The sequence below is a fragment of the Klebsiella sp. C360 genome (assembly GCF_048822415.1).
In the GTDB taxonomy this organism is placed as follows: Bacteria; Pseudomonadota; Gammaproteobacteria; order Enterobacterales; family Enterobacteriaceae; genus Klebsiella; species Klebsiella quasipneumoniae.
On sequence record NZ_JBMEZZ010000013.1, the window covers coordinates 78,020 to 104,253 of the forward strand.

Genomic DNA, 26,234 nt, shown 5'->3' on the forward strand with positions numbered 1-26,234 from the left:
CCTGGATCAATATTGCGCCGGAAAGTATAAGTAATCCGTATGATTATGCGCAGGGGCAGGCGCCGCCTTACCCCTCAGGGCGCCCGGAACAACCCCAGCAGCGTGGCCACCTGTTCGTCGATCGGCGCCAGATCCCGCTTGACGATCAGATGCAGCGGCGTCGCGCGGCGCGCGCCGTGGCTGAGGGGCAGCCGCTTCAGCACGCCCTGATCGAGATGGGAACGAATGCGCTCTTCCGGCAGCCAGCCGAAGCCGACCTGATACATCACCGCATCAATGGCCGCGTCAATGGTGGAGAAGGTCCAGGCGTCACGCGTCGCCTGGCCATCGCCGGTCTGGTCGGCAATGCGCACCAGCGGCCATGGCGCCAGCGCGCTATCCTCCAGCGGACCGTCGAGGGCGGCGAGAGGATGGTCGCGGTGGGCGACGGCGATAAAATCAATATTCATCAGCCACTCTCCGCGGCCGGTAATATCCTGGCGGCGGGTCAGAACCATGACATCGGCTTCCGTTCGCGCCGCGCCCTCGTCATCAATATTTTCCAGCACTTCGGTGAGTCTGACCTGAGTCTGCGGATAACGCTGCTGAAACTGGCGCAGAATGGCGAACAGCCGCTGGCGCGGGAAAATGCTGTCGACCACCAGATCCAGACGGGTGCGCGCCCCGTTGCGCAGAGTGGCAGCATGCGTCTCAACGTAGGCGAAGGCCTGCAGCAACGGTTTGACCTGATTCAGCAGCAGTTCGCCGGCCGGGGTCAGCACCGCCCGCCGACCGGACGGCGCCAGCAGCGCCACCCCTAAGCGCTCCTGCAGCAGCGCGAGGTTATAGCTCACCGAAGACTGACTGCGGTTGGTCTCCTCCGCCGCTCTGGCAAAGCTCCCGAGTTCCACTACCTTTTCCAGTAATGCCCACTGCTCCAGGGTTGTCTTGTGCATAATCAATCTAAAATTTGGATGTATTTAATCCAAACATAGCGTTATTCATTCAATTTTTAAAGACGTATGCTGTCCTCAACAACACAGAGGAGAATAAATGATGAGCACTTTCGACAAACATGACCTCAGCGGCTTTATCGGTAAACATCTGGTCTACACCTACGACAACGGCTGGAACTACGAAATTTACGTCAAAAACGGCCACACCCTCGACTACCGTATTCACAGCGGCATCGTCGGCAATCGCTGGGTGAAAGATCAGGAAGCGTACATCGTGCGGGTGGGGGAAAGTATCTACAAAATCTCCTGGACCGAACCGACCGGTACCGACGTGAGCCTGATCGTCAACCTGGGCGATAAACTGTTCCACGGCACCATCTTCTTCCCGCGCTGGATCATGAATAACCCGGAAAAAACCGTCTGCTTCCAGAACGATCACATTCCGCTGATGAATTCTTACCGCGATGCCGGCCCGGCCTACCCGACAGAAGTGATTGACGAGTTCGCCACCATCACCTTCATTCGCGACTGTGGCGCAGATAATGATGAGGTAATTAATTGCCCGGCGAGTGAATTGCCTGCGGATTTTCCTGCAAATTTGTAATTAAGCAGAAATAACTTTGTGATCTGCGCTAACTTTTTGTCATCAAGCGTGACAAAGACAGCGTCATTAATTGTTATCTGGTTTAACCCCCGTTTACTTTCCGCGATAGCGTTCCTGTTTGCTTTTCCAGACAGGAACGTTTTTTTGTCAAAATTCTGCCATAAATAAAACCTATCATTCTGTTTCTTAATGATTTATTTGGCTATGCTGAGAAAAGATTAATTTCTTAATATTATCCTAAGCAAGGTCAACTACATTAATAGTGGTCGAAATACCCTGAAATGGAATGCCGCGCTGAACTCACTTCATTTTAATTTCGTTTAAGTCCACAGGCGCAGGATATTTTATTCTAACGACCCTGATTTGTGCGTGGGTCATCTACAGAACAGGATGATGATGAGCGATTTTTTGCCTTTTTCGCGCCCGTCGATGGGCGACGCAGAGCTGGCAGCGCTGCGTGAAGTTTTAGCGTCGGGCTGGATCACCACCGGGCCGAAGAATCAGGCACTTGAAGCGGCATTCTGCCAGTTGACCGGCAACCGCCACGCGATTGCCGTCAGTTCAGCGACCGGCGGGATGCACGTGACCCTGATGGCGCTGGGTATTGGCCCCGGCGATGAAGTCATTACGCCGTCCCAGACCTGGGTCTCCACCCTCAATATGATCTGCCTGCTGGGCGCCACGCCGGTGATGATCGATGTCGATAACGACAATCTGATGATCACCCCTGAGGCGGTGGCAGCGGCGATCACCTCGCGGACCAAAGCGATTATTCCTGTGCACTACGCGGGGGCGCCAGCCGATATCGACGCCATTCGCGCGGTGGGCGAGCGCCATGGCATCCCGGTGATCGAAGACGCCGCCCATGCGGCGGGGACCCACTATAAAGGCCGCCACGTAGGCTGGCAGGGGACCGCGATTTTCTCGTTCCACGCGATCAAAAATATGACCTGCGCTGAAGGCGGGCTGGTTGTCACCGACGACGACGAGCTGGCCTCCCGCATCCGTAGCCTGAAATTCCATGGCCTCGGCGTGGACGCCTATGACCGCCAGACCCACGGCCGCGCGCCGCAGGCGGAGGTGATCGCTCCGGGCTTTAAATACAACCTTGCCGACATCAACGCCGCGCTGGCGCTGGTCCAGCTGGAAAAACTGCCTCACGCCAACCAGCGGCGGGCGGAAATTGCCCAGCGCTATCTGCGCGAACTGGCGGACACGCCGTTTACGCCCCTGACCGTCCCGGCCTGGGATCACCAGCACGCCTGGCATCTGTTTATCATCCGCGTCGATGAGGCTGCGTGCGGCATCAGCCGCGACGTGTTGATGGAAAAGCTGAAGGCGATGGGTATCGGCACCGGTCTGCACTTCCGTGCGGCCCATACGCAAAAATATTACCGCGAGCGCTTCCCTGAGGTTTCCCTGCCGAATACCGAATGGAACAGCGCCCGCATCTGTTCTCTCCCGTTGTTCCCGGACATGACCGATGACGATGTCACTCGCGTCATTTCCGCACTGCGCCAGCTGTCAGGACGTTGATATGCTTACTTACCCTCCCGTGAAGAAGGTCTCGGTAGTTATCCCGGTTTATAACGAACAGGATAGCCTGCCGGAGCTGCTTCGTCGTACGGAAACCGCCTGCGCCGCGCTGGGGCGGCAATATGAAATTCTGCTGATCGACGATGGCAGCAGCGATGACTCGGCGCGCATGCTCACCGAAGCCGCCGAGGCGGAAGGCAGTCACGTCGTCGCCGTGCTGTTAAACCGTAACTACGGCCAGCACTCGGCGATCATGGCCGGCTTCAGCCATGTGACGGGCGATCTGATTATTACCCTTGATGCCGACCTGCAAAACCCGCCGGAAGAGATCCCGCGGCTGGTGGCGAAGGCGGATGAAGGTTACGACGTGGTGGGCACCGTCCGTCAGAACCGTCAGGACAGCATCTTCCGCAAAACCGCCTCGAAGATGATCAACCGCCTGATCCAGCGCACCACCGGCAAAGCGATGGGCGACTACGGCTGCATGCTGCGCGCCTACCGTCGCCACATTATCGACGCGATGCTCAACTGCCACGAGCGCAGCACCTTTATCCCGATTCTGGCGAATACCTTCGCCCGTCGCGCGGTGGAGATCCCGGTGATGCACGCCGAGCGTGAATTCGGCGACTCCAAATACAGCTTTATGCGCCTGATCAACCTGATGTACGACCTGGTGACCTGTCTGACCACCACGCCGCTGCGTCTGCTCAGCATTTTCGGCAGCGTGATAGCCCTGCTGGGCTTCGCCTTCGGCCTGCTGCTGGTGGTGCTGCGTCTGGCCTTCGGCCCGCAGTGGGCGGCGGAAGGGGTGTTTATGCTCTTCGCCGTGCTGTTTATGTTCATCGGCGCCCAGTTTATCGGTATGGGCCTGCTCGGGGAGTATATCGGACGCATCTATAACGACGTGCGCGCGCGTCCCCGCTACTTTATTCAACGTGTTGTTCGCCAGCCGGAAACGGCATCTAAAGAGGAAGATCGTTCATGAAAGCCGTAGTCTTCGCTTATCACGATATGGGCTGCACCGGTATCCAGGCTCTGCTGGACGCCGGGTATGATATCGCTGCTATTTTCACCCACCCGGATAACCCTGGCGAAAACCATTTCTTTGGCTCCGTGGCGCGCCTTGCTGCCGAGCAGGGCATTCCGGTGTGGGCGCCGGAAGACGTGAACCATCCGCTGTGGATTGAGCGTATCCGCGAGATGAAGCCGGACGTGCTGTTCTCCTTCTACTACCGCAATCTGCTGGGCGATGAGATCCTCCGTCTCGCGCCGAAAGGGGCGTTTAACCTGCACGGTTCGCTGCTGCCGAAATATCGCGGCCGCGCGCCGCTGAACTGGGTGCTGGTCAATGGCGAAAGCGAAACCGGCGTCACCCTGCACCGAATGGTGAACCGCGCCGACGCGGGCGATATCGTCGCCCAGCAGGCCGTGGCGATTGGCCCGGATGACGCCGCCCTGACGCTGCACCGCAAGCTGTGCGCCGCCGCCACCGGGCTGCTTGGCCAGGCGCTGCCGGCGATCCTCGCCGGAACCACCGATGAACGTCCGCAGGATCACAGCCAGGCGACCTATGTGGGGCGTCGTACCCCGGAAGATGGCCGCCTCGACTGGGAGCAGCCGGCGCAGACCCTGCACAATCTGGTGCGCGCGGTCTCCGATCCGTGGCCGGGCGCCTTCGGCTACGCCGGCGCGAACAAGTTTATCGTCTGGAAATCCCGCGTCCGTCATGATCTGCCGGCAGCTAAGCCGGGTACCGTTATCTCCGTTGCGCCGCTGATCGTGGCGTGCCAGGAGGGGGCGCTGGAGATTGTCACCGGCCAGACCGAACGCGGGGTGTACATGCAGGGCGCCCAGCTGGCGCAGGGGCTGGGCCTGGTGTCCGGGGCGGTGATCAGCAGCAAACCGGTGGTGGCGGTTAAGCGTCGCACCCGGGTGCTGATCCTCGGCGTCAATGGCTTTATCGGTAACCATCTGACCGAACGCCTGCTGCAGGACGACAACTATGAGATTTACGGCCTGGATATCGGCTCCGACGCCATCAGCCGTTTCCTCGACTGCCCGCGTTTCCACTTTGTGGAAGGCGATATCAGCATTCACTCCGAGTGGATCGAATATCACATTAAGAAATGCGACGTGGTGCTGCCGCTGGTGGCCATCGCCACCCCTATCGAGTACACCCGCAACCCGCTGCGCGTCTTCGAGCTGGATTTCGAAGAGAACCTGAAGATCATCCGCGACTGCGTGAAATATAATAAGCGCATCATCTTCCCGTCGACCTCGGAAGTGTACGGCATGTGCACTGATAAAAACTTCGACGAAGACACTTCCAATCTGGTGGTCGGGCCGATCAACAAACAACGCTGGATCTACTCGGTCTCCAAGCAGCTGCTGGACCGCGTGATCTGGGCCTACGGCGATAAGAATGGCCTGAAGTTCACTCTGTTCCGTCCGTTCAACTGGATGGGGCCGCGTCTGGATAACCTCAACGCCGCGCGTATCGGCAGCTCCCGCGCCATCACCCAGCTGATCCTCAACCTGGTGGAAGGCTCGCCGATCAAGCTCATCGAAGGCGGTAAGCAGAAGCGCTGCTTCACCGACATCAGCGATGGTATCGAAGCGCTGTTCCGCATCATCGAGAACAAAGACGGCCGCTGCGACGGGCAGATCATCAACATCGGTAACCCGGATAACGAAGCGAGCATCAAAGAGCTGGCGGAGATGCTGCTGGCCTGCTTCGAACGCCATCCGCTGCGCGATCGCTTCCCGCCGTTTGCCGGCTTCCGCGAAGTGGAAAGCAGCGACTACTACGGCAAGGGCTATCAGGACGTTGAGCATCGCAAACCGAGCATCCGCAACGCCAAACGCTGCCTGAACTGGGAGCCGAAGGTGGAGATGGAAGAGACCGTTGAGCATACGCTGGACTTCTTCCTGCGCACGGTTGAACTGGTGGACGCTAAAAATCCATGAAACAGGTCGGCTTACGCATAGATGTCGATACCTTTCGCGGCACGCGGGACGGCGTTCCGCGGCTGCTGGACCTGCTGGGTCAGCACGGGATCCAGGCAAGCTTCTTCTTCAGCGTCGGGCCGGACAATATGGGGCGCCACCTGTGGCGCCTGGTAAAACCGAAGTTTCTGTGGAAGATGCTGCGCTCCAGAGCGGCCTCGCTGTACGGCTGGGATATTCTGCTGGCCGGCACCGCGTGGCCGGGACGCCGCATCGGCGCGGGGAACGAAGCGGTGATCCGCGCCGCCGCCGAGTCTCATGAAGTGGGCCTGCACGCCTGGGACCACTACAGCTGGCAGGCGTGGAGCGGCGTCTGGCCGCAGGAACGGCTGACGCTGGAGGTTGAGCGCGGCCTGCTGGAGCTCGAACGCATCATCGGCCGGCCGGTCACCTGCTCGGCTGTCGCCGGCTGGCGCGCCGATCAGCGAGTGGTGAAAGCCAAAGAATCCTTCGATTTCCTCTACAACAGCGACTGTCGCGGCACGCGGCCGTTTCTGCCCCAGCTCGGCAGCGGCGTCTCCGGTACGGTGCAGATCCCGGTCACGCTGCCGACCTGGGACGAGGCGGTGGGCACGGCGGTGGATATCGCCGGCTTTAACCGCTATCTCCTCGACTGCATCCATCGCGACCCGGGCGTGCCGGTCTATACCATTCACGCCGAAGTGGAAGGCATTGCCTACGCGGATCAGTTCAATGTACTGCTGACCATGGCGGCGGAAGAAGAAATTCAGTTTTGCCCACTGAGCCAGCTGTTGCCCGCTGACTTTAGCGAGCTGCCGTCTGGCAAAGTGGTTCGGGGTGAACTGGCTGGCCGGGAAGGCTGGCTCGGACGTGAACAATTACTGACTTCGGGTATTTGATGAAAAGCATTCGCTATGGCGTCTCTCTGATTGCGCTGTTTGCGCTGTATTACCTGCTGCCGCTTAATTTCCGTTTGCTCTGGCAACCCGATGAAACCCGCTACGCGGAGATCAGCCGTGAAATGCTGGCCACCGGCGACTGGGTGGTGCCGCATTTTCTCGGATTGCGCTATTTCGAAAAGCCGATTGCCGGTTACTGGATCAACAGTATCGGTCAATGGCTGTTTGGCCATAATAACTTCGGCGTACGCTTTGGGTCGGTCTTCGCCATCACCATGACCGCAGTGCTGGTGGCCTGGCTGGCGTGGCGCGTCTTTCGCGACAAAAAGGTAGCTGTCCTGTCGCCGGTGATTTTTCTCACCGCGATGCTGGTGTATGCGATTGGCACCTATGCGGTGCTGGACCCGATGATCACCCTGTGGCTGGCGCTGGCGATGTGCAGTTTCTGGGGCGCGACGCAGGCGCAGAGCCGCAGCGGCAAAATACTGGGTTACGCGCTGCTGGGCGTCGCCTGCGGTATGGGGGTGATGACCAAAGGCTTCCTTGCGCTGGCGGTGCCGGTAGTGGGCGTTCTGCCGTGGGTGATAGCCCGTCGACGCTGGCGTGAAGTGCTGACGTACGGTTGGCTGGCGGTGGTCGTCTGTACGCTGGTGGTGCTGCCCTGGGGGCTGGCTATCGCCCAGCGCGAGCCGGACTTCTGGCGCTACTTCTTCTGGGTCGAGCATATTCAGCGTTTCGCCGAAAAAGACGCCCAGCACAAAGCGCCGTTCTGGTACTACATCCCGTTCCTGATCGCCGGCAGCCTGCCGTGGCTGGCCCTGCTGCCGGGGGCGCTGAAGCGCGGTTGGCTTGAGCGCGATGAGGCCCGCGGCGCGCTGTATCTGTTAGGCTGGGTGGCGATGCCGCTCCTGTTCTTCAGTATCGCCAAAGGCAAACTGCCGACCTATATCCTGCCGTGCTTTGCGCCGCTGTCGATCCTGATGGCGCGCTACGCGCTGGAGGCGGCGAAGACCGGCGCGAAAGCGTTACGGGTCAACGGGATGATCAACCTGGGCGTCGGCCTGCTGGGGCTGATCGCCGTGCTGGTGGTCTCGCCCTGGGGCGTGATGCACAAGCCGGTGTGGACCAAGATTGAGCTGTATAAATGTCTGCTGGCGGCGATCGCCTTCGCCGTCTGGGCGCTGATGGGCTGGCTGGCGATGAAAGACGCTGGCCGCCGCTGGAGCCTGGCGGCGCTTTGCCCGCTCGGCCTGGCGCTGCTGGTGGGCTTCGCCATCCCGGACCGGGTTATCGACAGCAAACAGCCGCAGTTCCTCGTGGATATCGTCAGCGAATCCCTGCAGCCCAGCCGCTACGTCCTGACCAACAACGTCGGGATCGCCGGCGGCCTGGCCTGGGAGCTGAAGCGAAGCGATATTATTATGTTCGACAAACAGGGTGAGCTGAAGTACGGTCTCGACTGGCCGGACGCTCAGGGAAGCTTTGTCAGCCAGGCCGGGTTTGCCGACTGGCTGGCCGCGCATCGTCAGCAGGGGCCGGTCTCGCTGGTGCTGTTGATGGATAAAGGAGAGAGTATGCTCGACTTACCGTTACCGAAACCCGATAACGCTTACGAGCTGGGGCGGGTCGTTTTCCTTCAGTATCTGCCGCAATGAGCGTCTGGATCTGTCTGGTGTTCGCCAGCCTGCTGAGCTGCGCCGGACAGCTGTGCCAGAAACAGGCGACCCGCCCGTCCCGTCGCGGACGGCGGAGTCGTCATATACTCTTCTGGCTGGGGATGGCGCTGTTATGCCTCGGCTGCGGCATGCTGCTGTGGCTGAGCGTCCTGCAGTCAATTCCGGTGAGCATCGCCTATCCGATGCTGAGTCTGAACTTCGTCTGGGTCACCCTCGCGGGCTGGGGCATCTGGCATGAGCCGGTCGCTCCCCGCCACTGGTTTGGCGTCGGGTTGATCGTCGTGGGCATTGTCATTCTGGGGACCAGCGTCTGATGGGCTTTCTCTGGGCATTATTCAGCGTCGGCCTCGTCAGCGGCGCGCAGCTGCTGCTGCGCAGCGCCATGGTGGTGTTGCCGCCGCTGACCGATATTCTGGCGTTTCTCCAGCATCTGCTGCATCTCCAGCCCGGCACCTTCGGCCTGTTTTTCGGCCTGCTGGGCTACCTGCTGTCGATGGTCTGCTGGTACTTTGCCCTCCACCGTCTGCCGTTATCAAAAGCGTATGCGCTGCTGAGCCTGAGCTATATCCTGGTGTGGGGCGCCGCCATCTGGCTGCCCGGCTGGCATGAGCCGTTCCACTGGCAATCGCTGCTGGGCGTGGCGATTATCGTCGCCGGCGTATTGACCATCTTCTGGCCGGTGAAACGCCGCTAGCCGGGGAGCCGGCTTTTGGGGCGCCCCGGGCCGAGCAGGATCGCCAGCTTGCTGCCCCCGACGGTGGTCTCCATCCAGATTTTACAGACGCTGGTTAACGGCACCGAGAGCAGCATTCCCACCGGCCCCAGCAGCCAGCCCCAGACCAGCAGCGACAGGAACACCACCAGGGTCGACATCCCCAGCCGGTGGCCCATCATGCGCGGCTCCACCATGTTGCCCAACACCATATGCACCACCAGAAACAGCGCCCCGACCAGCAGGCACTCATAGATGCCGCTGAACAGCAGCGCCTGCAGCATAGGCGGGATGGCGGAGATAGCGGATCCGATATTCGGCACATAGTTCAACAGGAACGCCAGCACCCCCCACATCAGCGCGAACTGCACCCCCATCGCCAGCAGCCCCAGCCAGACAATCAGGCCGGTCCACAGGCTGATCAGCGTTTTCAGCGCCAGATAGTGGGTGACGCCTTTCAGCGCCCGGTGCAGCCCGGCGATATGCAGGCGAGGGTTATTGAGGGCAAAACGCAGTTTGTAGGGCAGGTGGCGAACCTCAAACAGCATAAAGATCACCGTCATCACCAGCAGCACAATGCTGGCCATCGCCCCGGAAAGCTGGGTCATCAGCGTCGTGGCCCAGGTCATCAGCCGTTCTGAATCCATACGTCGCAGCATGCGCTCCGGATTGATATGCAGGTTGAGAAAGGGGAGATACTCCTGGAGCTGGACGATCTTACGCGTCAGGGCGCGGTTGAAATCGGGCAGCATGGCGACAAAGTCATTGAGCGACGCCGCCAGCACGCCAAGCAGCGCGGTCAGCATGACCAGCATTGCCGTCACCACCAGCGTAATGGCGAACGGGCGCCGCACCCCGCGGCGAATGAACCAGGTGACCAGCGGGTTGAGGACGATAGCGAAAAACAGCGCCAGCAGGAGCTGCACCAGAATATCGGCGGCGGCGTGGATCCCGGCGAGGATAATCACCAGCGCCGCCAGCTTAAGTAAAATATGGAGCCCGGCTTTATCAGCCTGCGGAGGGGACATAGGTATTCCTTTTGTGAGTCGCGCCTGATAAGTGTAGCGGTTCGCTGGCTGCCAATATTCCGAAAGGCGAGCGGCTTTTCCGCCATCATCTTTTGATCGCTTAAACCACGCCGCTGAAATGTTGAATGCGCGCGTCCGTCAGCGTGAACGGCGTCGGCGTACAGACCGCAATACTTAACCCATCGTGCAGAATCTGGCTGAGCGACAGCGGGCCGTGACAGGCGCTGTCAACGGAGGCCATCTGCCAGGCGCTGCCGCCGCGCTGTTTCACCAGCGCCTCTTTGCGCGTCCAGATACGCCAGAAGACCGTGAGCTGCTGCGCCGGCGAAGCCTGCGCCAGTTCCTGGTGCTCGCTTTCGCTGAACAGGGCGTTAGCCAGGCGGCGCCAGCCTTCGCGCGGGCGAATCACTTCGATGTCGCAACCCACCTCGCCTTTATCGCTGAGCAGCAGGGCAATATCGTCGCCGCTGTGGCTAAGGTTAAACCACAGCCCGCGCGCGACGGGGAAGGCAGGCTTGCCCTGTTCGCCAAGCTGAATATCCGTCAGCGGGGCAGCCGCCTGCGCCAGCAGCGCGCGGCCGGCAAGCCAGCTGGCTCGTCGCGGTCCGTCCGGCGCCTGCGCCATCAACGCAGGCGGTAACGGCAGGGCGCTAAGGGCGGAGATCTTACCCAGAAAAAGCTGATACATTTCAAGGCCAGCGTCGAATAATGATTGAGGTGTTAATGCCGCCGAAGGCGAAGTTGTTGCTCTGCAGGAATTCACACTCCAGTTTGCGCTTTTCCCCCATGATGTAATCCAGTTCGCCACAGTTGGCGTCCGGTTTATGGAGATTCAGCGTTGGCGCAAACCAGCCTTCGCGCATCATCTGCAGGCTCATCCACGCTTCTAACGCCCCGCAAGCGCCAAGCGTATGGCCGAAATAGCTTTTCAGCGAAGAGATCGGCACGCTGTCGCCGTAAACGGCCGCCGTTGCCTGGCTTTCCGCGATATCGCCGCGATCGGTGGCGGTGCCGTGGGCCGAAATATAGCCGATATCCCGGGGGCTTAAGCCCGCCATGTTTAGCGATTGTTCCATGCAGATCTGCATGGTTTCGCGCTGCGGCTGGGTAATATGGGCCGCATCGCAGTTAGTGGCGAACCCGACGATTTCACCGTAGATGGTTGCGCCGCGCGCTTTGGCATGCTCGAGATCTTCAAGGATCAGCGTGCCGGCGCCTTCGCCAATCACCAGACCATCTCGCTGTTCATCGAACGGAGAGGGGGTGAGGGCCGGTTCGTCATTGCGTTGGCTGGTGGCGAAGAGGGTATCGAATACCGCGGCTTCCGAAGGGCAGAGCTCCTCGGCCCCGCCGGCCACCATCACCGTTTGGTAACCGTGGCGAATAGCTTCCCAGGCGTAGCCAATCGCCTGGCTGCCGGAGGTGCAGGCGCTGGAGGTGGGGATCACGCGCCCCCGCAGACCGAAGAATAATCCGGTATTCACCGCGGTAGTATGCGGCATCATCTGCACATAGGTAGTGCCGGTGATATTGTTGGTATGTTTCTCCGTCAACATGGTGGCGAACTCGCTCACCGGACCGGTACTACCGGTTGACGAGCCGTAAGCGATGCCGGTTTGGCCGTTGGTCAGCACGGTGTCGCCGATAAGCCCGGCCTGCTCCAGCGCGAGCTCAGTGGCGCGGGTGGAGAGTCGCGATACCCGCCCCATCGCGCGGATACGCTTGCGGGTATAATGCTCCGGCAGGGTGAAATCGTCGATTGGCGCCCCCAGCAGCGTATGCAGTCCGTCATACGCCAGCCATTCCGGCATCTTACGCACCGCATTTTTATATTCCCGCAGCCTGGTGGCGACATCCTGCCAGTTTTCGCCAAACGCGGTCACCCCGCCCATCCCTGTAATGACCACCCGGCGTATCATAGCATCCCCCCGTTGATGGAAATGACCTGGCGGGTGACGTAGCCCGCGATATCCGACATTAAATAGCTGGCAAGCCCGGCCACCTCGTCGGCCTGACCCATGCGTTTCATCGGGATCATGGTCATCGCCTCTTGCAGCGCGCGCTCTTCCATTTCAATCATCCCGGTGTCGATAAGACCCGGTGCAATACAGTTAACGGTGATTTTGCGTTTTGCCAGTTCTATCGCCAGCGCTTTGGTGGCGCCGATAATGCCCGCCTTGGCGGCGCTGTAGTTGACCTGGCCGCGGTTGCCCATGACGCCGGAAACCGAGGAGAGGGTGATGATACGTCCGCCCTGGCGCGCGCTAATCATCGGCATGATGCAGGGATGAATGACGTTATAAAAACTGTCGAGGTTGGTGTGGATCACGGCGTCCCAGTCGTCATCGCCAAGCGCCGGGAAGGCGCCGTCGCGGGCGATGCCGGCGTTGCTGACAATACCATACCACGCGCCATGGTCGGCCATATCCTGCTCCAGTACCTCGCGGCATTGCTGACGATCGGCGACGTCAAAACTCAGCAGCCGGCCGTCGCCGCCGGCGGCGGTTATCGCCTCCAGCGTCTGTTGCGCCCCCGCGCGGTCGCGATGATAGTGGACGCCCACCACAAAACCGTCCGCTGCCAGCTGGCAGGCGATAGCGCGACCGATGCCTTTGCTGGCGCCGGTAACCAAAACTGAACGACTCATTCTGACGCTCCTTGTTGAAATAAAGTGCTAAGTTCTTCTGTTGTGGGCTGGAAGGTGTTGACCCGCCCGCTGGCCAGGACGTCATCGTCCACCATAATGGTGCCTTCGAAGCTGCCGAAACGTTCATCCTGCATCAAGAGCTTCACGCTGATGGACAGCGTCTTTCCGCCCGGCAGGCTCCCGGCCGCGCAAACCAGTTCGCGCGCGCCCAGCACCATGCCTAAAGCGAGCGATGTTTGTCCTTGCTGCTGGCGGTGCCAGCCGGACCAGACGCCGACGGTCTGCGCCATTAATTCAAGGGCGAACCAGCCGGGAAGATCGCCGTTGGTATCGAGAAATGGCGCCAGAACGCTGCCGGGTGAGACCGCGACGCGGCAGGTGGCGGTGTCGGCGGTCACCGCCTCGACCTCTTCCAGCAGCAGCATCGGCGCGTCGTGCGGCAGGTAACTGCCGGGTGATAAAAAGTGGCTCATGACATTCTCCCGAGCAGGATGCTGGTGTTATTGCCGCCAAAGGCAAAAGAGTTCGACAGGATAACTGGCCGCGACAGCGGCTGCGGATGTTCAATGAGCCCGCACGGCGGTAGCGTGTCATCCTGCGGAGACTGACTGAAATCCTGTGCCGGTAACAACAGATTGCGCTGCAGGATCAGCATGCCGATGGCGGCCTCGGTGATCCCCGCCGCACCCAGCGTATGTCCGGTCAGATGTTTGGTGGAACTACAGGGCACCCTTTCGCCAAACAGCGCGTTGATCACCCGGGCTTCTATCTGGTCGTTAAGCCGCGTAGCGGTACCGTGCAGGTTAATGTAACCCACCTGCTCCGGCATGATGCCCGCGTCGTCCAGCGCCTGCTGAATGGCGCGCATCGCCCCTTCTCCTTGGGGATGCGGGGCGGAAATATGCCAGGCGTCGCTGGATTCGCCGATACCCAGCAGCGCGATGGGCTGCGGCTCGCGGGTCAGCAGCATCAGCGCCGCCCCTTCGCCGATGGTGATCCCGCAGCGGTCGCGGCTAAACGGCTGGCACTGCGTCGTGGAGAGCGACTCCAGGCTGTGAAAGCCGTTGATGGGCATCCGGCTAAGGGTATCCGCGCCGCCGACGATCGCCACATCCGCCAGTCCCGCCTCAATGAGCCGCCGTCCGCTGATTATCGCCCGCGCGCTGGAGGAGCAGGCGGTTGACAGGGTATATGCCGGACCATCCAGCGCCAGCCAGCGGCTGAGAAAACGCGACGGGTCGCCCAGCTCCTGCTGTGGATAGCGCCAGGCCTCGCTCGCCTTGCCGTTAAGCGTCAAATTAACGTGTACGTCGCCTTCATCCAGCCCTGACGTACTGGTGCCCAACACCACGGCGACCCGAGCCCGGCCATAGCGGGCGATGGCGCGATCCACCTGCGGCCGGATCTGCGCCAGCGCCGCCAGCAGCAGCTGATTATTGCGCGAACGATGGTCGCGAAAGGTATCGGGAATGGCGGGTAGTTCGCCGTCCACCCCCGCGAAAATCGCCTGCGGATGCCCCTGTAACCACCCTTCACGCGGGCGCATGCCGGGCGCTATGCCGCGGGCCAGATTGGCAGCGATTTCATCATTATCGCGTCCCAGGGCGTTAATCATGCCGACAGCAGAAATGAAGATCATCTCAGTCACCCAGGTATTGAATGGTGATGTGGTATTTAAAGACGTGCTGCTCGATGCTAATCGGCACGCGCTTGCCTTTGCGGTTGATATAGGTGATGTCGGTGACCAGTTTTCCGCGCGCGTTACGCAGTTCGCGTTTGTCGCCGCGGTCGGTTAGCGTCCAGCCTTTCGGCAGCTGCAGCAGCCATGCGCTAAGCGGCCAGTGGCTGAGCATCACATCGGCCAGCACCTGGCTGGCGGGCGGCAGTTGCGGGATCACCATCGACTGTTCCGCGCGCAGCCCTTGTTGATCATAGGTCACCAGGAACAGGCGGATACCGACGGACGACAGGCCCGCCAGCGTGAGCTTTTTATCATCGGCATTGAGCAGCACCAGCAGCGACTGGGTTTGGCCGTTGAAGCGGCCGGTCAATAACTGCTGGGAACTGATGGCCGGCGAGATGCCCGGCGGCGGCAGCGTGACGCGCGTACCCGGCTCCAGCCACGCCTGCGGACGGCCTTGCGGCTCCGGCGGCGAATAACTGCAGCCGGCCAGCAATAAGGCGGCGAAGAGCGCGAAGGCGCGCCAGAATGATGGTCTTCTCATCGTCTTTTTTTCTCTTTTTTGCTCGGCATCGCCAGCGGCGACAGCAGGAAAGCGGTGAAAATACCGCTGACCAGGACAGTGCCAAAGCTGCTGATGGCCTGGGTGGCGCTAAACACCAGCATGCCAAGCGTTAATAAGGTGGTCATCATCGCCAGGGTAACCGCCAGCAGCGATGTCAGCGGCGTGCCGCGCGGGTTGCTGAAAAACAGGGTGTAGTTGATGCCAATCCCAAGTACCAGCACCAGCGCCAGTAAGGAGAACAGGTTAACGGCGTGGCCGGTGAGCGCCAACGCCCCCAGGCCGCATCCCAGCGACAATACCGACGGCAGCAGGCTTATTAAGCCCTTGCGCCAGCCAAGGCGGATAGCGGCGCCGCAGGCAATCACCGCCAGCGCAACGCCGAGCAGCCCGGTTAAAATATGACGGTAGAGCGCGAAAAGCTGGTCGAAATCGCTTTTACGATCGACCCACGCCACGCCAGTCTGGGTTGTGCTGAGCGCCTTCAGCGCCGGGCTATCTTTCACCCCGCTCACTGGCACCAGTACGCCGCTTTCGCCATCCGGCAGCGTCAGCCATAGCAGCCGCCAGCCTTCGCTGGCCGGACTGGCAAGCCAGTCGCCGACTGTCACCGGCATCGGCCGCAGGTCGGGGTGAACAGCGGTGAGTCCGGCGTTATTCAGCGCCTGGCCGACGGCCGGCGCCGCCTGCTTCAGCAGGGCCAGATCCTGCTGCTGGCGGGCCAGTGAATTGAGCGGAATGGCGCGATACCCGCCAAGCATACCGTCGGTTTGCGCTTTAGCCAGTGCGGGCATAAAGGCTTCAAGCCGCTGCAGCGTTTGTTGCGCCGTGTCGCCGTAAACCACGAACCACTTTTGATCGACGCTTTGGCCAGTGAGCGCGGTGATGGCATGCTCCTGGGAGAGGATATTCTGCGGTAGCGCCTGCAGCTGTGAGATATCGTCATCCACCCGCAGGAGAGCGAGCCCCGTCAGGGAGAAAATGGCCAGAACCACCGGCAGACCGATGGCGAGTTTTTTGTTACGCCGCCATGCCGCGAGCCAGCGCGACATCAGCACCATCGCTGGAACGGGACGCACCGGGAGCCCATGGCACAGCCATGGCTGCCAGAAAATCACCGTCAGGCATGAGGCGCTTAGCCCCACGGCCGCAAATAGCGCCATCTGGCGAATGGCCGGGAAGGGGGCCAGCATCATGATTAAATACGCCGCCACGGTGGTAAGCAGCGCCAGCAGCAGCGCTTTCCGTACTTTAACAAGGCTTTGCCACGGTGAAGCCGCTGCGCCATGGACCATCCGTTCGGTCAGGTAATAGAGCGTGTAATCTGCGGAAATGCCAATAATGCTCATGCTCATCACCAGGGTCATCAGATGCAGCTCGCCAAACAGCAGCAGCGTGGCAACGGTGCCGGCCAGTGCGCCGATAGCGATAGAGATCGCGCATAACAGCAGCGGACGCAGCGAGCGGAACACGGCCACGATCAACAGGATGACGCCGAACAGGGTGGCCGCGCCGAGAGTGGAGATATCGCGCTTCGCCTGCTGGCTGGCGTAATCACTGTAAAATACGGTGCCTCGCGACAGCAGCTGCGCCTGCGGGTGGCGCGCTTTTAATTCCTTTTCAAGCTGCGCGAGGGTGGTCACCAGGCGGTGCGTCTGTCGCATATCGAACGACGAACCCGCCAGCTCGCCGTGCAGCAGATACCAGACATTGCCTTGCGCGTCTTTACTGGTCAGCCACCCGTCCTGCAGTTGCATCCGCTGGCCGCTATTCGCCATCGCCAGCTGTGAGCCGCGCATCAGCATCAGCGGGTCGTTTTGTAACTCTTTACCGCTGACCCCGGAAAACGCCGAATAGAGCTGCGAAAGGATCCACTGGGCCTGCGCTTCGCCGCCCTCCTGCAGACGCGCGCGGGTGGCGGGGTCGATTAACGCATTGCGATGTTGCCAGAAAAACGTTCCCCAGGCCTGCTGACTGGCGGCATCCATTGGGCCTTTGACCTCGGCCAGCGCGTCTGAGGTTTGCAGCAACCGCAGCCAGTCGCGAGCCACCTGCGGGTCGGCCTGTTTACCGGGGCTGACCAGCCAGACCAGCTGGCGATCCAGACGCTGCATAAAGCCGTCGTTCAGCGCGGGGGGGATCGCGCCGAGCGTCTGTTTGGGCAGCATCGCCAGCACGCTGCTGTTGAGCCGGGCCTGCGGCAACAGCGCCAGCAGCGCGCCCGCCAGTATCAGGCAGACGACGCCCCAGATCAGCGCAGGACGTTTACTGGGCGGCAAAGCGTTGGCGTTCGTCATCGGTCAGTTGCGCTGGCGTCAGTTGATGTTGGGAAAGGGCGATATCGGTGCGATCGCCTTGTTTATCGTTGAGTTGAATATGCTCCAGGTAGGTTTTTCCGGCGAGAGCGATGCTGGCGAAAATCTTATCCAGCGGCGTGGTGACAGGCGTCAGGCGCAGCGTCCATCGCCCGTCGCCTTTATCGGCGAATTCCACGCGGAAGTTCTCCTCCAGCACGTTACGATCGGCCTGGAACAGCGCGCGCAGCAGATGGTTGAACTGGAACATCTGCGGGTTGTTTTCGGCGGTGACGGTCTGCGGCGGCTGGCCGTTAATCGCCTGCACCATCCGTTTGTCATCCAGCAGCAGTTGCATCGGGAACGGTGAGGTTTGATCCCACAGCAAGCCCTGGTCGCGGGCGATCAACATCCGCCCCTGGGATCGCAGCGGCTGCGGAAGATCCTTTATGGTGCGGGTTTGATCGAAGTGGGCGCGCACCACCGGCTGTTCGCTAAATTGTTTTTGCAGGTCATCGAGCGTCAGCGCGCTGACCAACGGACTGATGAACAGTCCCACCAACAGCAGCAATCTCATGGCGTGACCCCCATGCGTTCAAACAGAACTTGCGGGCTGACAAAACACATCTCGCCGCTTTTTTCGTCCACCGCGACCTGGATGGTGTAGCCGGTGGTGGTGCGTTTGCCGCTCTCGGCGGCAAAAATTTCATAGCCAATGCGCAGGCGGTTTTCGAACTCTTCCAGACGCGCGCGGACGCGAATACGCTGCTCGAAGGTGATAACGTCCCGGTACTTCACGCGGGTATCCACCACCGGCCACAGATAGCCGGAGGCTTTCATCTGCCGGTAGCCGTAGTTGAACTGGTTAAGCAGCGCCTCGCGGGCAATTTCGAAGTAGCGGAAATAGTTGCCATGCCAGACGACGCCCATCATATCGACGTCGTGAAAGGGAATGGTTAGCTCTACTTCAGCAGTAAAACGGGGATCGTTAAGCACCCTTTACTCCTTATCTTTGGGCTCCGGCAAACGCCAGAAATCGAAAAAGTTAAACCAGTCGAGCGGCGACTGCAGCGCGTAATATTCCAGCCGTTCGGCGTAGCGATCGATGATATGTTGCAGTGCCTGCTGGCGATTGGCGCGCGGCAGCGGCAGCGGGTCAGCGAACGGCTCACAGTAAATGCGCAGCTTGCCCTGCTGACGCAGAGCGAACATCAAATTGACCGGGCAGCGCAAAATAGCCGCGAGGATAAAGGGCCCCTGCGGGAAGGGGGCCGGTTGCCCCATAAAACGGCTCCAGCAGACGCGCCACTCGCCGCCGCGCTGCGGATTGACCGCAATACGATCGCCGACAATAGCGATCCATTCTCCGCGATCCAGTTTTTCCTGCAGCAGCATGGCGGTCTCCGGACCGATATCGGTGACCGGCAGCAAGTTGAGTCCGGCCTGCGGGGCCATCTCCGCCATAATCTGCTTAAAGCGTTGGGCATTGTCGCTGAACACCAGCGCGTTGATGGTCTTGCTGCCCTGCAGCTGCGCCAGCGCACGGCAGGCTTCAACATCGCCGAGATGTGAGGCCAGCAGTAGTTTGCCGCGCGGATCGTCGATATTGAGCGTCTCTTCGGCACCTGCGGCAAACACCACATCGCGACCAAACTGCAGTTCGCCGCGCCAGCTGGCGATTTTATCCAGCATCGCGTTGCCAAAGCGCAGGAAGTGACGATAGCTACTGAGTTCGCCCGGCTCCGGCAGCTGACGAGCGGCTAACTGGTCGCGCACGCGGGTAAGCCAGTTTTGTGAAGCGCGGCGCGCGGTGCTGGCCGTTAGCCAGTAGACGCCGACCACCGGGTAGAGCAGCAGCGAAAACGCGTGTCGTCCCAACAGCCGCCACACCAACAGCATCAGGCGCATGCCCCATAAGCCTTTGACCTCCTTCTGACGCGCCCAGTGCGGCGAAGCGCGGCGAAACAGCAGCGAGGGGATCCGCGGCAACATGCCGAGGAACAGTCGGGTATGCATCAGCGAGATGCGGCAGTTATCTCTGAGGGCATCGAAATGCGACAAACCGTCCGGCGGATAGGTCACGCGGGTCGGGACAAAGTAGCTGGTGTTCCCCTGCCAGTAGAGGCGCACCATCACTTCGGTATCAAAATCCATCCGCTTGCCGAGGGGCACGCGCTTAGCCAGCTGCAGCGTCGGCGCCAGCGGATAGACGCGAAAGCCGCACATGCTGTCTTTTAGCTGCAGCGATAGCGTTTCAATCCATACCCAGACGTGGGTGATCCAGCGTCCGTACAGGCGCGAGCGCGGGATTGAGTCGTCGTAAACCGGCTGGCCGGAGATCAGCGCCTCGGGATGCTTCTGCGCCAGCGCCAGCAGCTGCGGAATATCTTCGATGGCGTGCTGCCCATCGGCATCGACCTGCACCGCGTGGCTGAACCCGGCTTGCGCTGCGGCCTGTAATCCGCAGATGACCGCGGCGCCTTTTCCGGCGTTCTGCGGTAAGCGGATCAACGTCAGATCCGGGTTTTCCAGCGCCAGTCGCTCCAGCTCCAGCTGTGTGCGACTGTCGCTGCCGTCGTCCACCACGATACAGGGAAGATCAAACGGCTGCAGGCGCGCCAGCACCCGCGACATCATCGCGCCGTGGTTATAGCACGGGATCACCACGCAGGGGGAAAAGGTTAGCGACATAAGCGAATCTTCCCGCTGCTGGCGGTATGTCGTGTTTCGCCATCGTGGCGCTGATAGCTGAAGGTGATGAGCTGACGCGCCTCCTGCCAGCTAAGAGTGAGCGTCACGATCGCCCCCGGCAGGAGTGGCGACTGGAATTTCACATTGTGTATATCGTGAAAGCGCCAGCCGGGCGCCAGCAGGGTGGTGGCGTAATGCATCGCCCAGTCAATCTGCGCGACGCCTGGCAACAAGGGCTGAACGGCAAAGTGGCCGCGAAACCAGAATAACGCCGGATCCACCGATAAAATGATTTCAACCCGATCGGCTTGTGGCTGACGGCGCTCAATTTCATGGGGCTGCATGAAATAACTCCTGTAACTGCGCGTAGACACGCTTGTTCATACTATTGACGGGGATCTCGTCGATAACCCGCCAGTAGCGGGGAATGGCGACCGGTTCCAGCAGAGGGCGCAGTGCTTTTCGCCAATGAGTCTCCTGGCTTTTTCCCCAGCGCTGGCGGGCATGGTTATCCAGCACCAGCAATACGCCAATACTCTGACGGCTGCCGCGGGTGATGGGTAACACGGCGGCATCAATGATGCCTTCAAGTTCCAGCAGGCGCTGCTCCACTTCGCTCAGCGATATGCGCTTCTCTTCAATTTTGACCACGCGATCCCGACGGCCTGCTAAATGGAAGTGGCCACTCTCGCGAAAATGCAAAATATCCTCGAGCAGCTGGCCGCGGTTATCGGTAATAAGCGGAGAAAAGAGGCGGAACGCATCGCCTTCTGGCTGAAAGCGGATGCCGGGAAACGGTTGCCATGGCGCCTCATCCTGCACGCGCTGGCGGCAGGCGATGACGCCGCTTTCCGTACTGCCGTAAATTTCATCCGGCCAGGTATTGCACCAGCGGGCCGTTTGCACGGCATCCTGCCAAAGCAGCTTGCCGCCTGCGGACACGATCATTTCGATCGGCGGAGGGGTAAGCCGGTGGTCGAGACGTTTAAGGAAGGCCGGACTACTAATAAACAGATAGCGATACTTCCGGCTTAACGCCGTTAACTGCTCGGTGTACTCCAGCATGTCCGCGTGAAGCGGTAAACCCAACGCCATTGGCAAGAACAGTCGAAACGTCAGGCCATACATATGCTGCGGCGCTACGGATGCCACCACCCGACAGCCTGCCAGACGCCCGGCATAGCAGGCGGATAACAGCGCCGCCTCGCGGTCGAGCGATCCGATCGGTTTGCAAATTCGCTTCGGTTGACCGGTGGAACCGGAGGTGAATAATTCAATGCAAGCCTCTTTGCCTGGCGCGGGAAAATGCATCTGGCCGCTCGTTACCGCCATCGTGGACTCGACAATCACCAGCGCGCCATCCCATGCCAGCGCTTTATCGCTGAGAATGCCGTCAAACAGCGCCTTCTGCTCATTTAACAGCGAAATACGGCCGTGGCCGGGAAGGACCGGCGTTTTACCGGCATGCAGGGTTGCCAGCAGAGCGACGATAAACAAGTAGCTATTTTCAATGCACAACGCCCAGCGCATGGCTGGCTGCTGACGCAAGTGCGTGAGCAGGTGGGCGACATCATGGCGCAGATGTGCAAGCGTCCAGAGGTGCGTGTCATGCCAGGCGATCGGCGTTTCCGGCGAACGCGCGGCGCTGAGCCACTGGTCCAACGGGAGAGGCTGCTTCATGGTTTATCTCGTTTTATCACCCGCTGGCGCACCAGCCACTCGCCGGCCATGAGCGTGCCCATCAGCAGATAGGAAATCATGCCGTTCCACGCCGTCCACAGGGACAGATCGCCATACAGCGCGGTAAAAAGCGCAATGCCACCGTTAATGATGAAAAAGGCGCACCAGATTTGGGTGACGCGCCGGGTATAGCGTACAGCCCGCTCCGGAAGATCCGGTTCACGCAGTCGCGCCAGACGCTCGATTATCGGCATCCTGGACCATAGCGAACCGCCAAACACCGCCAGCATCACGCTGTTCACCACCACCGGGTAAAATAGCAGTAACTGATGGGTTTTCAGCAGGTAGCTGGCAATACACAGCGTCATGCCGGCCACCGCCACAATCTGAGTGACCACGCTCAGCGCTCCCGCCCGTCGCCGGGTCTGACGAAAGCGTAAAAACAACATCAGCGCCATGAGCGGTAACAACCCTTGCAGGCTGTTATGCGCGAGGCCGAACCAGATTATAAACGGCCAGGCCAGCAGCAATATGCCCGTCAGCAATGGCACAACTGGCAGTGAGCGAATGCCCGACACGGTGAATTATTCTTCTTTGAACAGGCGTTCTACCGCATCGACCACATCCTGCACGGTGCGGACAGTTTTGAACTCTTCTGGCTTGATTTTCTTACCAATTTTCTTTTGCAGATGGACGATCATGTCGATGGCGTCGATACTGTCCAGTTCGAGATCTTCGTACAGGCGGGCCTCAGGCGTAATATCCTGCGGATCGATTTCAAACACGTTCACCAGCAGCGCGGAGATTTCTTCGTAAATGGCTTGTTGTTCATTCATAACCACTCTCCTCAGGCGCGCTGTGCTTGAATAAATGCCGCCAGCGTGGCGACAGAGTAGAAATGCTGACGCATCTCTTCACTTTCAGCCGACAGCACCACGCCGTACTGATTTTTCACCGCCAGACCCAGCTCCAGCGCATCAATTGAGTCCAGGCCCAGACCATCGCCAAAAAGCGCGGCGTCGGTGTCGATATCATCAGCGGACAGCTCGTCCAGGTTCAAGGTACTGATGATCAGATTTTTAATTTCAAGATAGAGCGCTTGCATCATTCATTCCTGTTTCAGGGAGAGTGCCTGTTTCTAATTTAAGCAAAATATGACGGTTCAACTGTCTTGCGGCCAGCGCCGGTTCTTGTTTATTGGCATCATAAAACTGATGTATTGGCAGCCGCTCTCCAACCTCGACGGTAAACCGCGGCTTAGTTGGCGGCGCGTCGTACCATTTGCTTTGTTTACCCAGCATATGCTCGGTACAGCGGATGACGACAATGCGTAAATCGCTGCCACAGCGTACCGCGATATTAGCCGCCCCCCGCTGTAGCTGCATTTTTTTCCCCGGCACGGTGCGCGTGCCTTCAGGGAAAATCAAAATCGTATCGCCTTGCTGTAAACGCTGCCGGCTTGCCGGCAGCAGGGCATCGGCCTGATCGTTAATCAGATAATCGGCGGCGCGGATCACGCCGCTGACGAATGGATTTTTCAGCAGCGCGCTTTTTACCATGCAGTCGGTCTCCGGCATCACCGAGGCCAGCATTACGTAGTCAATAAGGCTGGGGTGATTGGCGACCACCAGGCAACCGCGCTCCGCGCGCAAAATATCGCGGCCATCGATACGGTAATCGAGAACGCCGACGCTTTTCACCATGCTGAGGAATACGCGAAAGCTAACGGAAATGCTGCGCCGCGCGATACGGCGTCGGCGGGTTTTATTACGTACCAAAACCAGCAGCAGATTAAACCAGATGAGCGAGAGCAGCAGGCCGCCAATGCCAAACAGTGCGAAGCAGAAACCGGTCATCGCTGCGCGCCAGAGCCGATTAAGCCGGTGGAAAAACGGCTTCATGCGCGGCTCCATTGCCATTGCACGCGATCGCCGGGAAGCGCGAACGTGCGGGCATTCTGCAAATAGTACTGCAAGAACAGTAAACTTTGCGGTAATGGACTTTCAGCAACGGCTGCATGAGGCTGGGCGTGGCATTGCCACTGGCGACCGGGCTCAATCACCCAGGCTGCCGCATAGGGCCAGGTGGTGATACCTGGCGGCAACTGAGCGTGGTAAAACTCAGGGAGAAAACCGTCGAAATCAACCATCAACACGCGCTGATAACCCGCCTGTAGCAGGCCCATCACTTCGTATAATCCCTGCTGAAACGTATCGCGTCCGGCAGAAAGGGATGACGACATAATCGCTTTTTTTGCAGCAATCGTCAGATTACCCACGGCGGAATTATGCACCGATAAGGCGAAATCGGTCGGCGAGATCGCTTGCTCCATAGCCAGCGCATGGAGGATCCGATAGTTGCGCTCCAGTTCGCCGTGACGGCTGGTATAAAGAACGGCATCGATTTCATGGCGACGGAGCATAGCCAGACCGCATTCAACAGCCAGCTTACTTCCCGAGCTGAGTCGGCGTGCGGTCATCATCGGCAATTCGCTGAGTTTGGGTGGCGCCGCGGCGGGATCGATGGCGTGCAAATGCTGTGACCACCGTTGCCATTGCTCGGGGCCACTGACGCCAGGCGCGAAGGCCTGCCAATCAACAATGTTAAATGAAAATGTCATCCACTCGCATCCGCGATCAATCAATTATTCTTGTGGCATATCAACAAGGTATGCCCAACGCCTAAATTATCGTGACGCTGTTCTACTTCGAACCCCGCCATTTCAAGATAGCGGTAAAATTTCTCTACGCTGTAGAAACGGCTGTTGCCGTTGGCCATACAGGTAAAATAGAGTGAAGACGCATTCAGACTAAATGATGCTGCTTCAAATTTCTGCGCATCCCAGAACAATTCCAGAATGTACAGGCGGGCGCCAGGTTTCATGACCTGTGCCACGTTACTGAGTATGGTGATGATTTGTTCTGGTGAGAAACAGTCCAGGAACTGACTCATCCACCAGATATCCGCTTCTCCGGGTAGGGGGGCGTCACTCAGCATATCCACAGCATGAAAATCGATGCGATGGGCAAGGCCAGCATTTTCTATATTTTCCCGTGCCAGTGCAATTTGTTGCGGTAAATCTAATAACGTGACCGCGATATTTTCATCGTACTGGCAACAGCGTAGCGCCCATTTCCCGGTATTACCGCCTACATCGTACAGCCTTGCGGGCTGGCTGGCGAATACATAGGGCAGCGCTGCAGTGAAGGCGCCATCGGAATAGTAATGGTCGAAGGCAAACCAGCTTTTGCGCGCCGCGGGTGGTAGCTGTGACAAGGCAGGGTAAATCGTTGGCCACTCACCAAAAACTTTTAATCCTGAAGGCTTTCCCTCCTGGAGCGCATTTTCCAGAAAGAATAATCCTTGATAACAAACGTCTTGAGTAAAATCCATATTTACTCGCGTCATCGGATCATGAAGTAAGAAATGTCCTATTTTAGAGAGGTGGTAGCGTTCCTCTTTATAGGTCAGGATACGACCGCTTAATCCCATATCGAGCAAAACGCTAACGGCATATTCTTTTCCATCGAGAATTTCACTGATGTCTGCAAACGTTGCACCGCGTTTACCTTGTTGGTCCAGATAACCCAGAATACCTGAGTTGCGTAGACATAATGCGGTTTGAAAGAGCATGGGGGCAAAAGCAATACGCTGCGCTTCAGTAATGGCATCAAGTGCGCTGAGAGAATCCTTTTGGTACACGTTCGGTACAACCTTATTACAAATAATCGGCGAAACGGGTCAGTAGTGACCCGTATGTATATTTATTGTTGCAGAGCGGTGTTTGCTGCCAGCGTAACCTGAATATCTTTATCGAGGTTGTGTACCCAGCGGTTATAGTTTCTATGAATTTTTCCGTTGGCGGCCATGAGATTAATGCTACTCACATAGACAATAGAATAACTTGTTGCGGAGTAGTTAATTTTAATATCCGCGACATGGTCGCGATTTTGCAATTTACCTTTTATGACGCCAGGGCCCGCGTCAGACATAATCCATTGGCGCTGAGCACCTGCTTTGATAATGGCATCCTTGACCTGCGCTTCCGTATGGCCGGCGCTCACTATCGCATTGACCTGTTCAATAGGGGCTGTCCGTGCGCAACCGGCGAGCGCACCGACAACCGTAGCGGCAATCATCCAGTGAATAATTTTTTTCATGAATACTCCATGTCAATATATTGGCTACTGGCATTAACTTATGCCACGTAAGAAACTTTTATATAGGCTGATATGCTGTGGTTGTTCTGTCAGGCAATATGTTCATCTGTATTAAAACAGGCCGGAGAGGGAAATATGATGTTATAGAAATATTAACATCAT

General features: G+C 59.1%; 29 protein-coding genes. 8 read left to right on the forward strand and 21 right to left on the reverse strand.

The genetic code is table 11. From position 1 onward, the window contains the following. Nucleotides 1–74 precede the first annotated feature (74 nt). Nucleotides 75–935 (reverse strand): LysR family transcriptional regulator, encoded by an 861-nt coding sequence (locus ACOI7D_RS23750; protein ID WP_050534014.1) that lies wholly within the window; start codon nt 933–935, stop codon nt 75–77. A gap of 97 nt (nt 936–1,032) precedes the next feature. On the opposite strand from ACOI7D_RS23750, the gene ACOI7D_RS23755 reads away from it, so the two are divergent. The 8 genes from ACOI7D_RS23755 to arnF all read left to right on the forward strand — a co-directional run bounded on the left by ACOI7D_RS23755 (nt 1,033) and on the right by arnF (nt 9,311). Beyond that, nucleotides 1,033–1,539, forward strand: a complete 507-nt coding sequence (locus ACOI7D_RS23755) for a phenolic acid decarboxylase (RefSeq protein ID WP_012540376.1) — start codon at nt 1,033–1,035, stop codon at nt 1,537–1,539. A 396-nt stretch (nt 1,540–1,935) separates the two neighbouring features. Further along, nucleotides 1,936–3,075 carry a UDP-4-amino-4-deoxy-L-arabinose aminotransferase gene (arnB, locus tag ACOI7D_RS23760; protein ID WP_060589778.1) on the forward strand — a complete coding sequence of 380 codons (1,140 nt, stop codon included), beginning with the start codon at nt 1,936–1,938 and terminating at the stop codon, nt 3,073–3,075. Nucleotide 3,076: 1 nt separating this feature from the next. Beyond that, nucleotides 3,077–4,060: an undecaprenyl-phosphate 4-deoxy-4-formamido-L-arabinose transferase gene (gene arnC, locus ACOI7D_RS23765; protein WP_044524988.1), complete on the forward strand. Its 984-nt coding sequence runs from the start codon at nt 3,077–3,079 to the stop codon at nt 4,058–4,060. Next, a complete protein-coding gene (arnA, locus tag ACOI7D_RS23770) occupies nt 4,057–6,042 on the forward strand; it encodes a bifunctional UDP-4-amino-4-deoxy-L-arabinose formyltransferase/UDP-glucuronic acid oxidase ArnA (RefSeq protein WP_032454287.1) in 1,986 nt (661 codons plus the stop codon). The genes arnC and arnA overlap by 4 nt, the downstream gene beginning before the upstream one ends. Beyond that, complete coding sequence (gene arnD, locus ACOI7D_RS23775) at nt 6,039–6,941, forward strand: 4-deoxy-4-formamido-L-arabinose-phosphoundecaprenol deformylase (RefSeq protein ID WP_060589776.1); 903 nt, start codon at nt 6,039–6,041, stop codon at nt 6,939–6,941. Before arnA ends, arnD begins: the two co-directional genes overlap by 4 nt. Beyond that, on the forward strand, nt 6,941–8,596 hold the full coding sequence (gene arnT / locus ACOI7D_RS23780; RefSeq protein ID WP_023291260.1) for a lipid IV(A) 4-amino-4-deoxy-L-arabinosyltransferase: 1,656 nt from the start codon (nt 6,941–6,943) through the stop codon (nt 8,594–8,596). Before arnD ends, arnT begins: the two co-directional genes overlap by 1 nt. After that, nucleotides 8,593–8,931, forward strand: coding sequence for a 4-amino-4-deoxy-L-arabinose-phosphoundecaprenol flippase subunit ArnE (gene arnE / locus ACOI7D_RS23785; protein ID WP_023291259.1), 339 nt, complete (start codon nt 8,593–8,595; stop codon nt 8,929–8,931). Before arnT ends, arnE begins: the two co-directional genes overlap by 4 nt. Then, nucleotides 8,931–9,311 carry a 4-amino-4-deoxy-L-arabinose-phosphoundecaprenol flippase subunit ArnF gene (gene arnF, locus ACOI7D_RS23790; RefSeq protein WP_060589774.1) on the forward strand — a complete coding sequence of 127 codons (381 nt, stop codon included), beginning with the start codon at nt 8,931–8,933 and terminating at the stop codon, nt 9,309–9,311. Before arnE ends, arnF begins: the two co-directional genes overlap by 1 nt. Here the strand turns inward: arnF and ACOI7D_RS23795 are convergent. From ACOI7D_RS23795 to ACOI7D_RS23890, 20 genes are all read right to left on the reverse strand, one after another. Next, entirely contained in the window at nt 9,308–10,357 is a 1,050-nt protein-coding gene (locus ACOI7D_RS23795; protein WP_004202085.1) for an AI-2E family transporter, read from the reverse strand. The two genes, arnF and ACOI7D_RS23795, sit on opposite strands and share 4 nt — an antisense overlap. Before the next feature lie 100 nt (nt 10,358–10,457). After that, on the reverse strand, nt 10,458–11,045 hold the full coding sequence (gene acpT, locus ACOI7D_RS23800; RefSeq protein WP_048335496.1) for a 4'-phosphopantetheinyl transferase AcpT: 588 nt from the start codon (nt 11,043–11,045) through the stop codon (nt 10,458–10,460). Nucleotide 11,046: 1 nt separating this feature from the next. After that, nucleotides 11,047–12,276, reverse strand: coding sequence for a beta-ketoacyl-ACP synthase (locus tag ACOI7D_RS23805; RefSeq protein ID WP_023291256.1), 1,230 nt, complete (start codon nt 12,274–12,276; stop codon nt 11,047–11,049). Then, nucleotides 12,273–13,004: a 3-ketoacyl-ACP reductase FabG2 gene (locus ACOI7D_RS23810; protein ID WP_060589773.1), complete on the reverse strand. Its 732-nt coding sequence runs from the start codon at nt 13,002–13,004 to the stop codon at nt 12,273–12,275. Before ACOI7D_RS23810 ends, ACOI7D_RS23805 begins: the two co-directional genes overlap by 4 nt. After that, complete coding sequence (locus ACOI7D_RS23815) at nt 13,001–13,477, reverse strand: 3-hydroxy-fatty acyl-ACP dehydratase (RefSeq protein WP_032454951.1); 477 nt, start codon at nt 13,475–13,477, stop codon at nt 13,001–13,003. The genes ACOI7D_RS23810 and ACOI7D_RS23815 overlap by 4 nt, the downstream gene beginning before the upstream one ends. After that, on the reverse strand, nt 13,474–14,643 hold the full coding sequence (locus ACOI7D_RS23820; RefSeq protein ID WP_060589771.1) for a beta-ketoacyl-[acyl-carrier-protein] synthase family protein: 1,170 nt from the start codon (nt 14,641–14,643) through the stop codon (nt 13,474–13,476). The genes ACOI7D_RS23815 and ACOI7D_RS23820 overlap by 4 nt, the downstream gene beginning before the upstream one ends. Before the next feature lies 1 nt (nt 14,644). Beyond that, nucleotides 14,645–15,229, reverse strand: a complete 585-nt coding sequence (locus ACOI7D_RS23825; RefSeq protein ID WP_060589769.1) for a DUF3261 domain-containing protein — start codon at nt 15,227–15,229, stop codon at nt 14,645–14,647. Beyond that, entirely contained in the window at nt 15,226–17,544 is a 2,319-nt protein-coding gene (locus ACOI7D_RS23830; protein WP_060589767.1) for an MMPL family transporter, read from the reverse strand. The genes ACOI7D_RS23825 and ACOI7D_RS23830 overlap by 4 nt, the downstream gene beginning before the upstream one ends. Further along, on the reverse strand, nt 17,513–18,118 hold the full coding sequence (locus tag ACOI7D_RS23835) for a LolA family protein (protein WP_109546838.1): 606 nt from the start codon (nt 18,116–18,118) through the stop codon (nt 17,513–17,515). The genes ACOI7D_RS23830 and ACOI7D_RS23835 overlap by 32 nt, the downstream gene beginning before the upstream one ends. After that, nucleotides 18,115–18,537, reverse strand: a complete 423-nt coding sequence (locus tag ACOI7D_RS23840) for an acyl-CoA thioesterase (RefSeq protein ID WP_032454265.1) — start codon at nt 18,535–18,537, stop codon at nt 18,115–18,117. Before ACOI7D_RS23840 ends, ACOI7D_RS23835 begins: the two co-directional genes overlap by 4 nt. A 3-nt stretch (nt 18,538–18,540) precedes the next feature. Continuing rightward, complete coding sequence (locus ACOI7D_RS23845) at nt 18,541–20,232, reverse strand: glycosyltransferase family 2 protein (protein WP_060589765.1); 1,692 nt, start codon at nt 20,230–20,232, stop codon at nt 18,541–18,543. Next, nucleotides 20,223–20,576, reverse strand: a complete 354-nt coding sequence (locus tag ACOI7D_RS23850) for a beta-hydroxyacyl-ACP dehydratase (protein ID WP_023291247.1) — start codon at nt 20,574–20,576, stop codon at nt 20,223–20,225. The genes ACOI7D_RS23845 and ACOI7D_RS23850 overlap by 10 nt, the downstream gene beginning before the upstream one ends. Continuing rightward, nucleotides 20,563–21,912: an AMP-binding protein gene (locus ACOI7D_RS23855; RefSeq protein ID WP_109546840.1), complete on the reverse strand. Its 1,350-nt coding sequence runs from the start codon at nt 21,910–21,912 to the stop codon at nt 20,563–20,565. Before ACOI7D_RS23855 ends, ACOI7D_RS23850 begins: the two co-directional genes overlap by 14 nt. Then, nucleotides 21,909–22,490 (reverse strand): hypothetical protein, encoded by a 582-nt coding sequence (locus tag ACOI7D_RS23860; RefSeq protein ID WP_032454262.1) that lies wholly within the window; start codon nt 22,488–22,490, stop codon nt 21,909–21,911. The genes ACOI7D_RS23855 and ACOI7D_RS23860 overlap by 4 nt, the downstream gene beginning before the upstream one ends. A gap of 6 nt (nt 22,491–22,496) precedes the next feature. Continuing rightward, nucleotides 22,497–22,748, reverse strand: a complete 252-nt coding sequence (locus ACOI7D_RS23865; RefSeq protein ID WP_023291244.1) for an acyl carrier protein — start codon at nt 22,746–22,748, stop codon at nt 22,497–22,499. 11 nt (nt 22,749–22,759) lie between these two features. Beyond that, nucleotides 22,760–23,017, reverse strand: a complete 258-nt coding sequence (locus tag ACOI7D_RS23870; protein WP_023291243.1) for a phosphopantetheine-binding protein — start codon at nt 23,015–23,017, stop codon at nt 22,760–22,762. After that, complete coding sequence (locus tag ACOI7D_RS23875; protein ID WP_181945468.1) at nt 22,998–23,831, reverse strand: lysophospholipid acyltransferase family protein; 834 nt, start codon at nt 23,829–23,831, stop codon at nt 22,998–23,000. The genes ACOI7D_RS23870 and ACOI7D_RS23875 overlap by 20 nt, the downstream gene beginning before the upstream one ends. Continuing rightward, the gene (locus tag ACOI7D_RS23880) at nt 23,810–24,532 is read right to left on the reverse strand and encodes a beta-ketoacyl synthase chain length factor (RefSeq protein WP_060589759.1); all 723 of its coding nucleotides are present in this window, start codon (nt 24,530–24,532) and stop codon (nt 23,810–23,812) included. Before ACOI7D_RS23880 ends, ACOI7D_RS23875 begins: the two co-directional genes overlap by 22 nt. A 20-nt stretch (nt 24,533–24,552) precedes the next feature. Beyond that, the gene (locus ACOI7D_RS23885; protein ID WP_109546842.1) at nt 24,553–25,614 is read right to left on the reverse strand and encodes a methyltransferase; all 1,062 of its coding nucleotides are present in this window, start codon (nt 25,612–25,614) and stop codon (nt 24,553–24,555) included. 62 nt (nt 25,615–25,676) lie between these two features. Beyond that, on the reverse strand, nt 25,677–26,072 hold the full coding sequence (locus ACOI7D_RS23890) for a lipoprotein (RefSeq protein ID WP_023291239.1): 396 nt from the start codon (nt 26,070–26,072) through the stop codon (nt 25,677–25,679). Nucleotides 26,073–26,234: the final 162 nt, after the last annotated feature.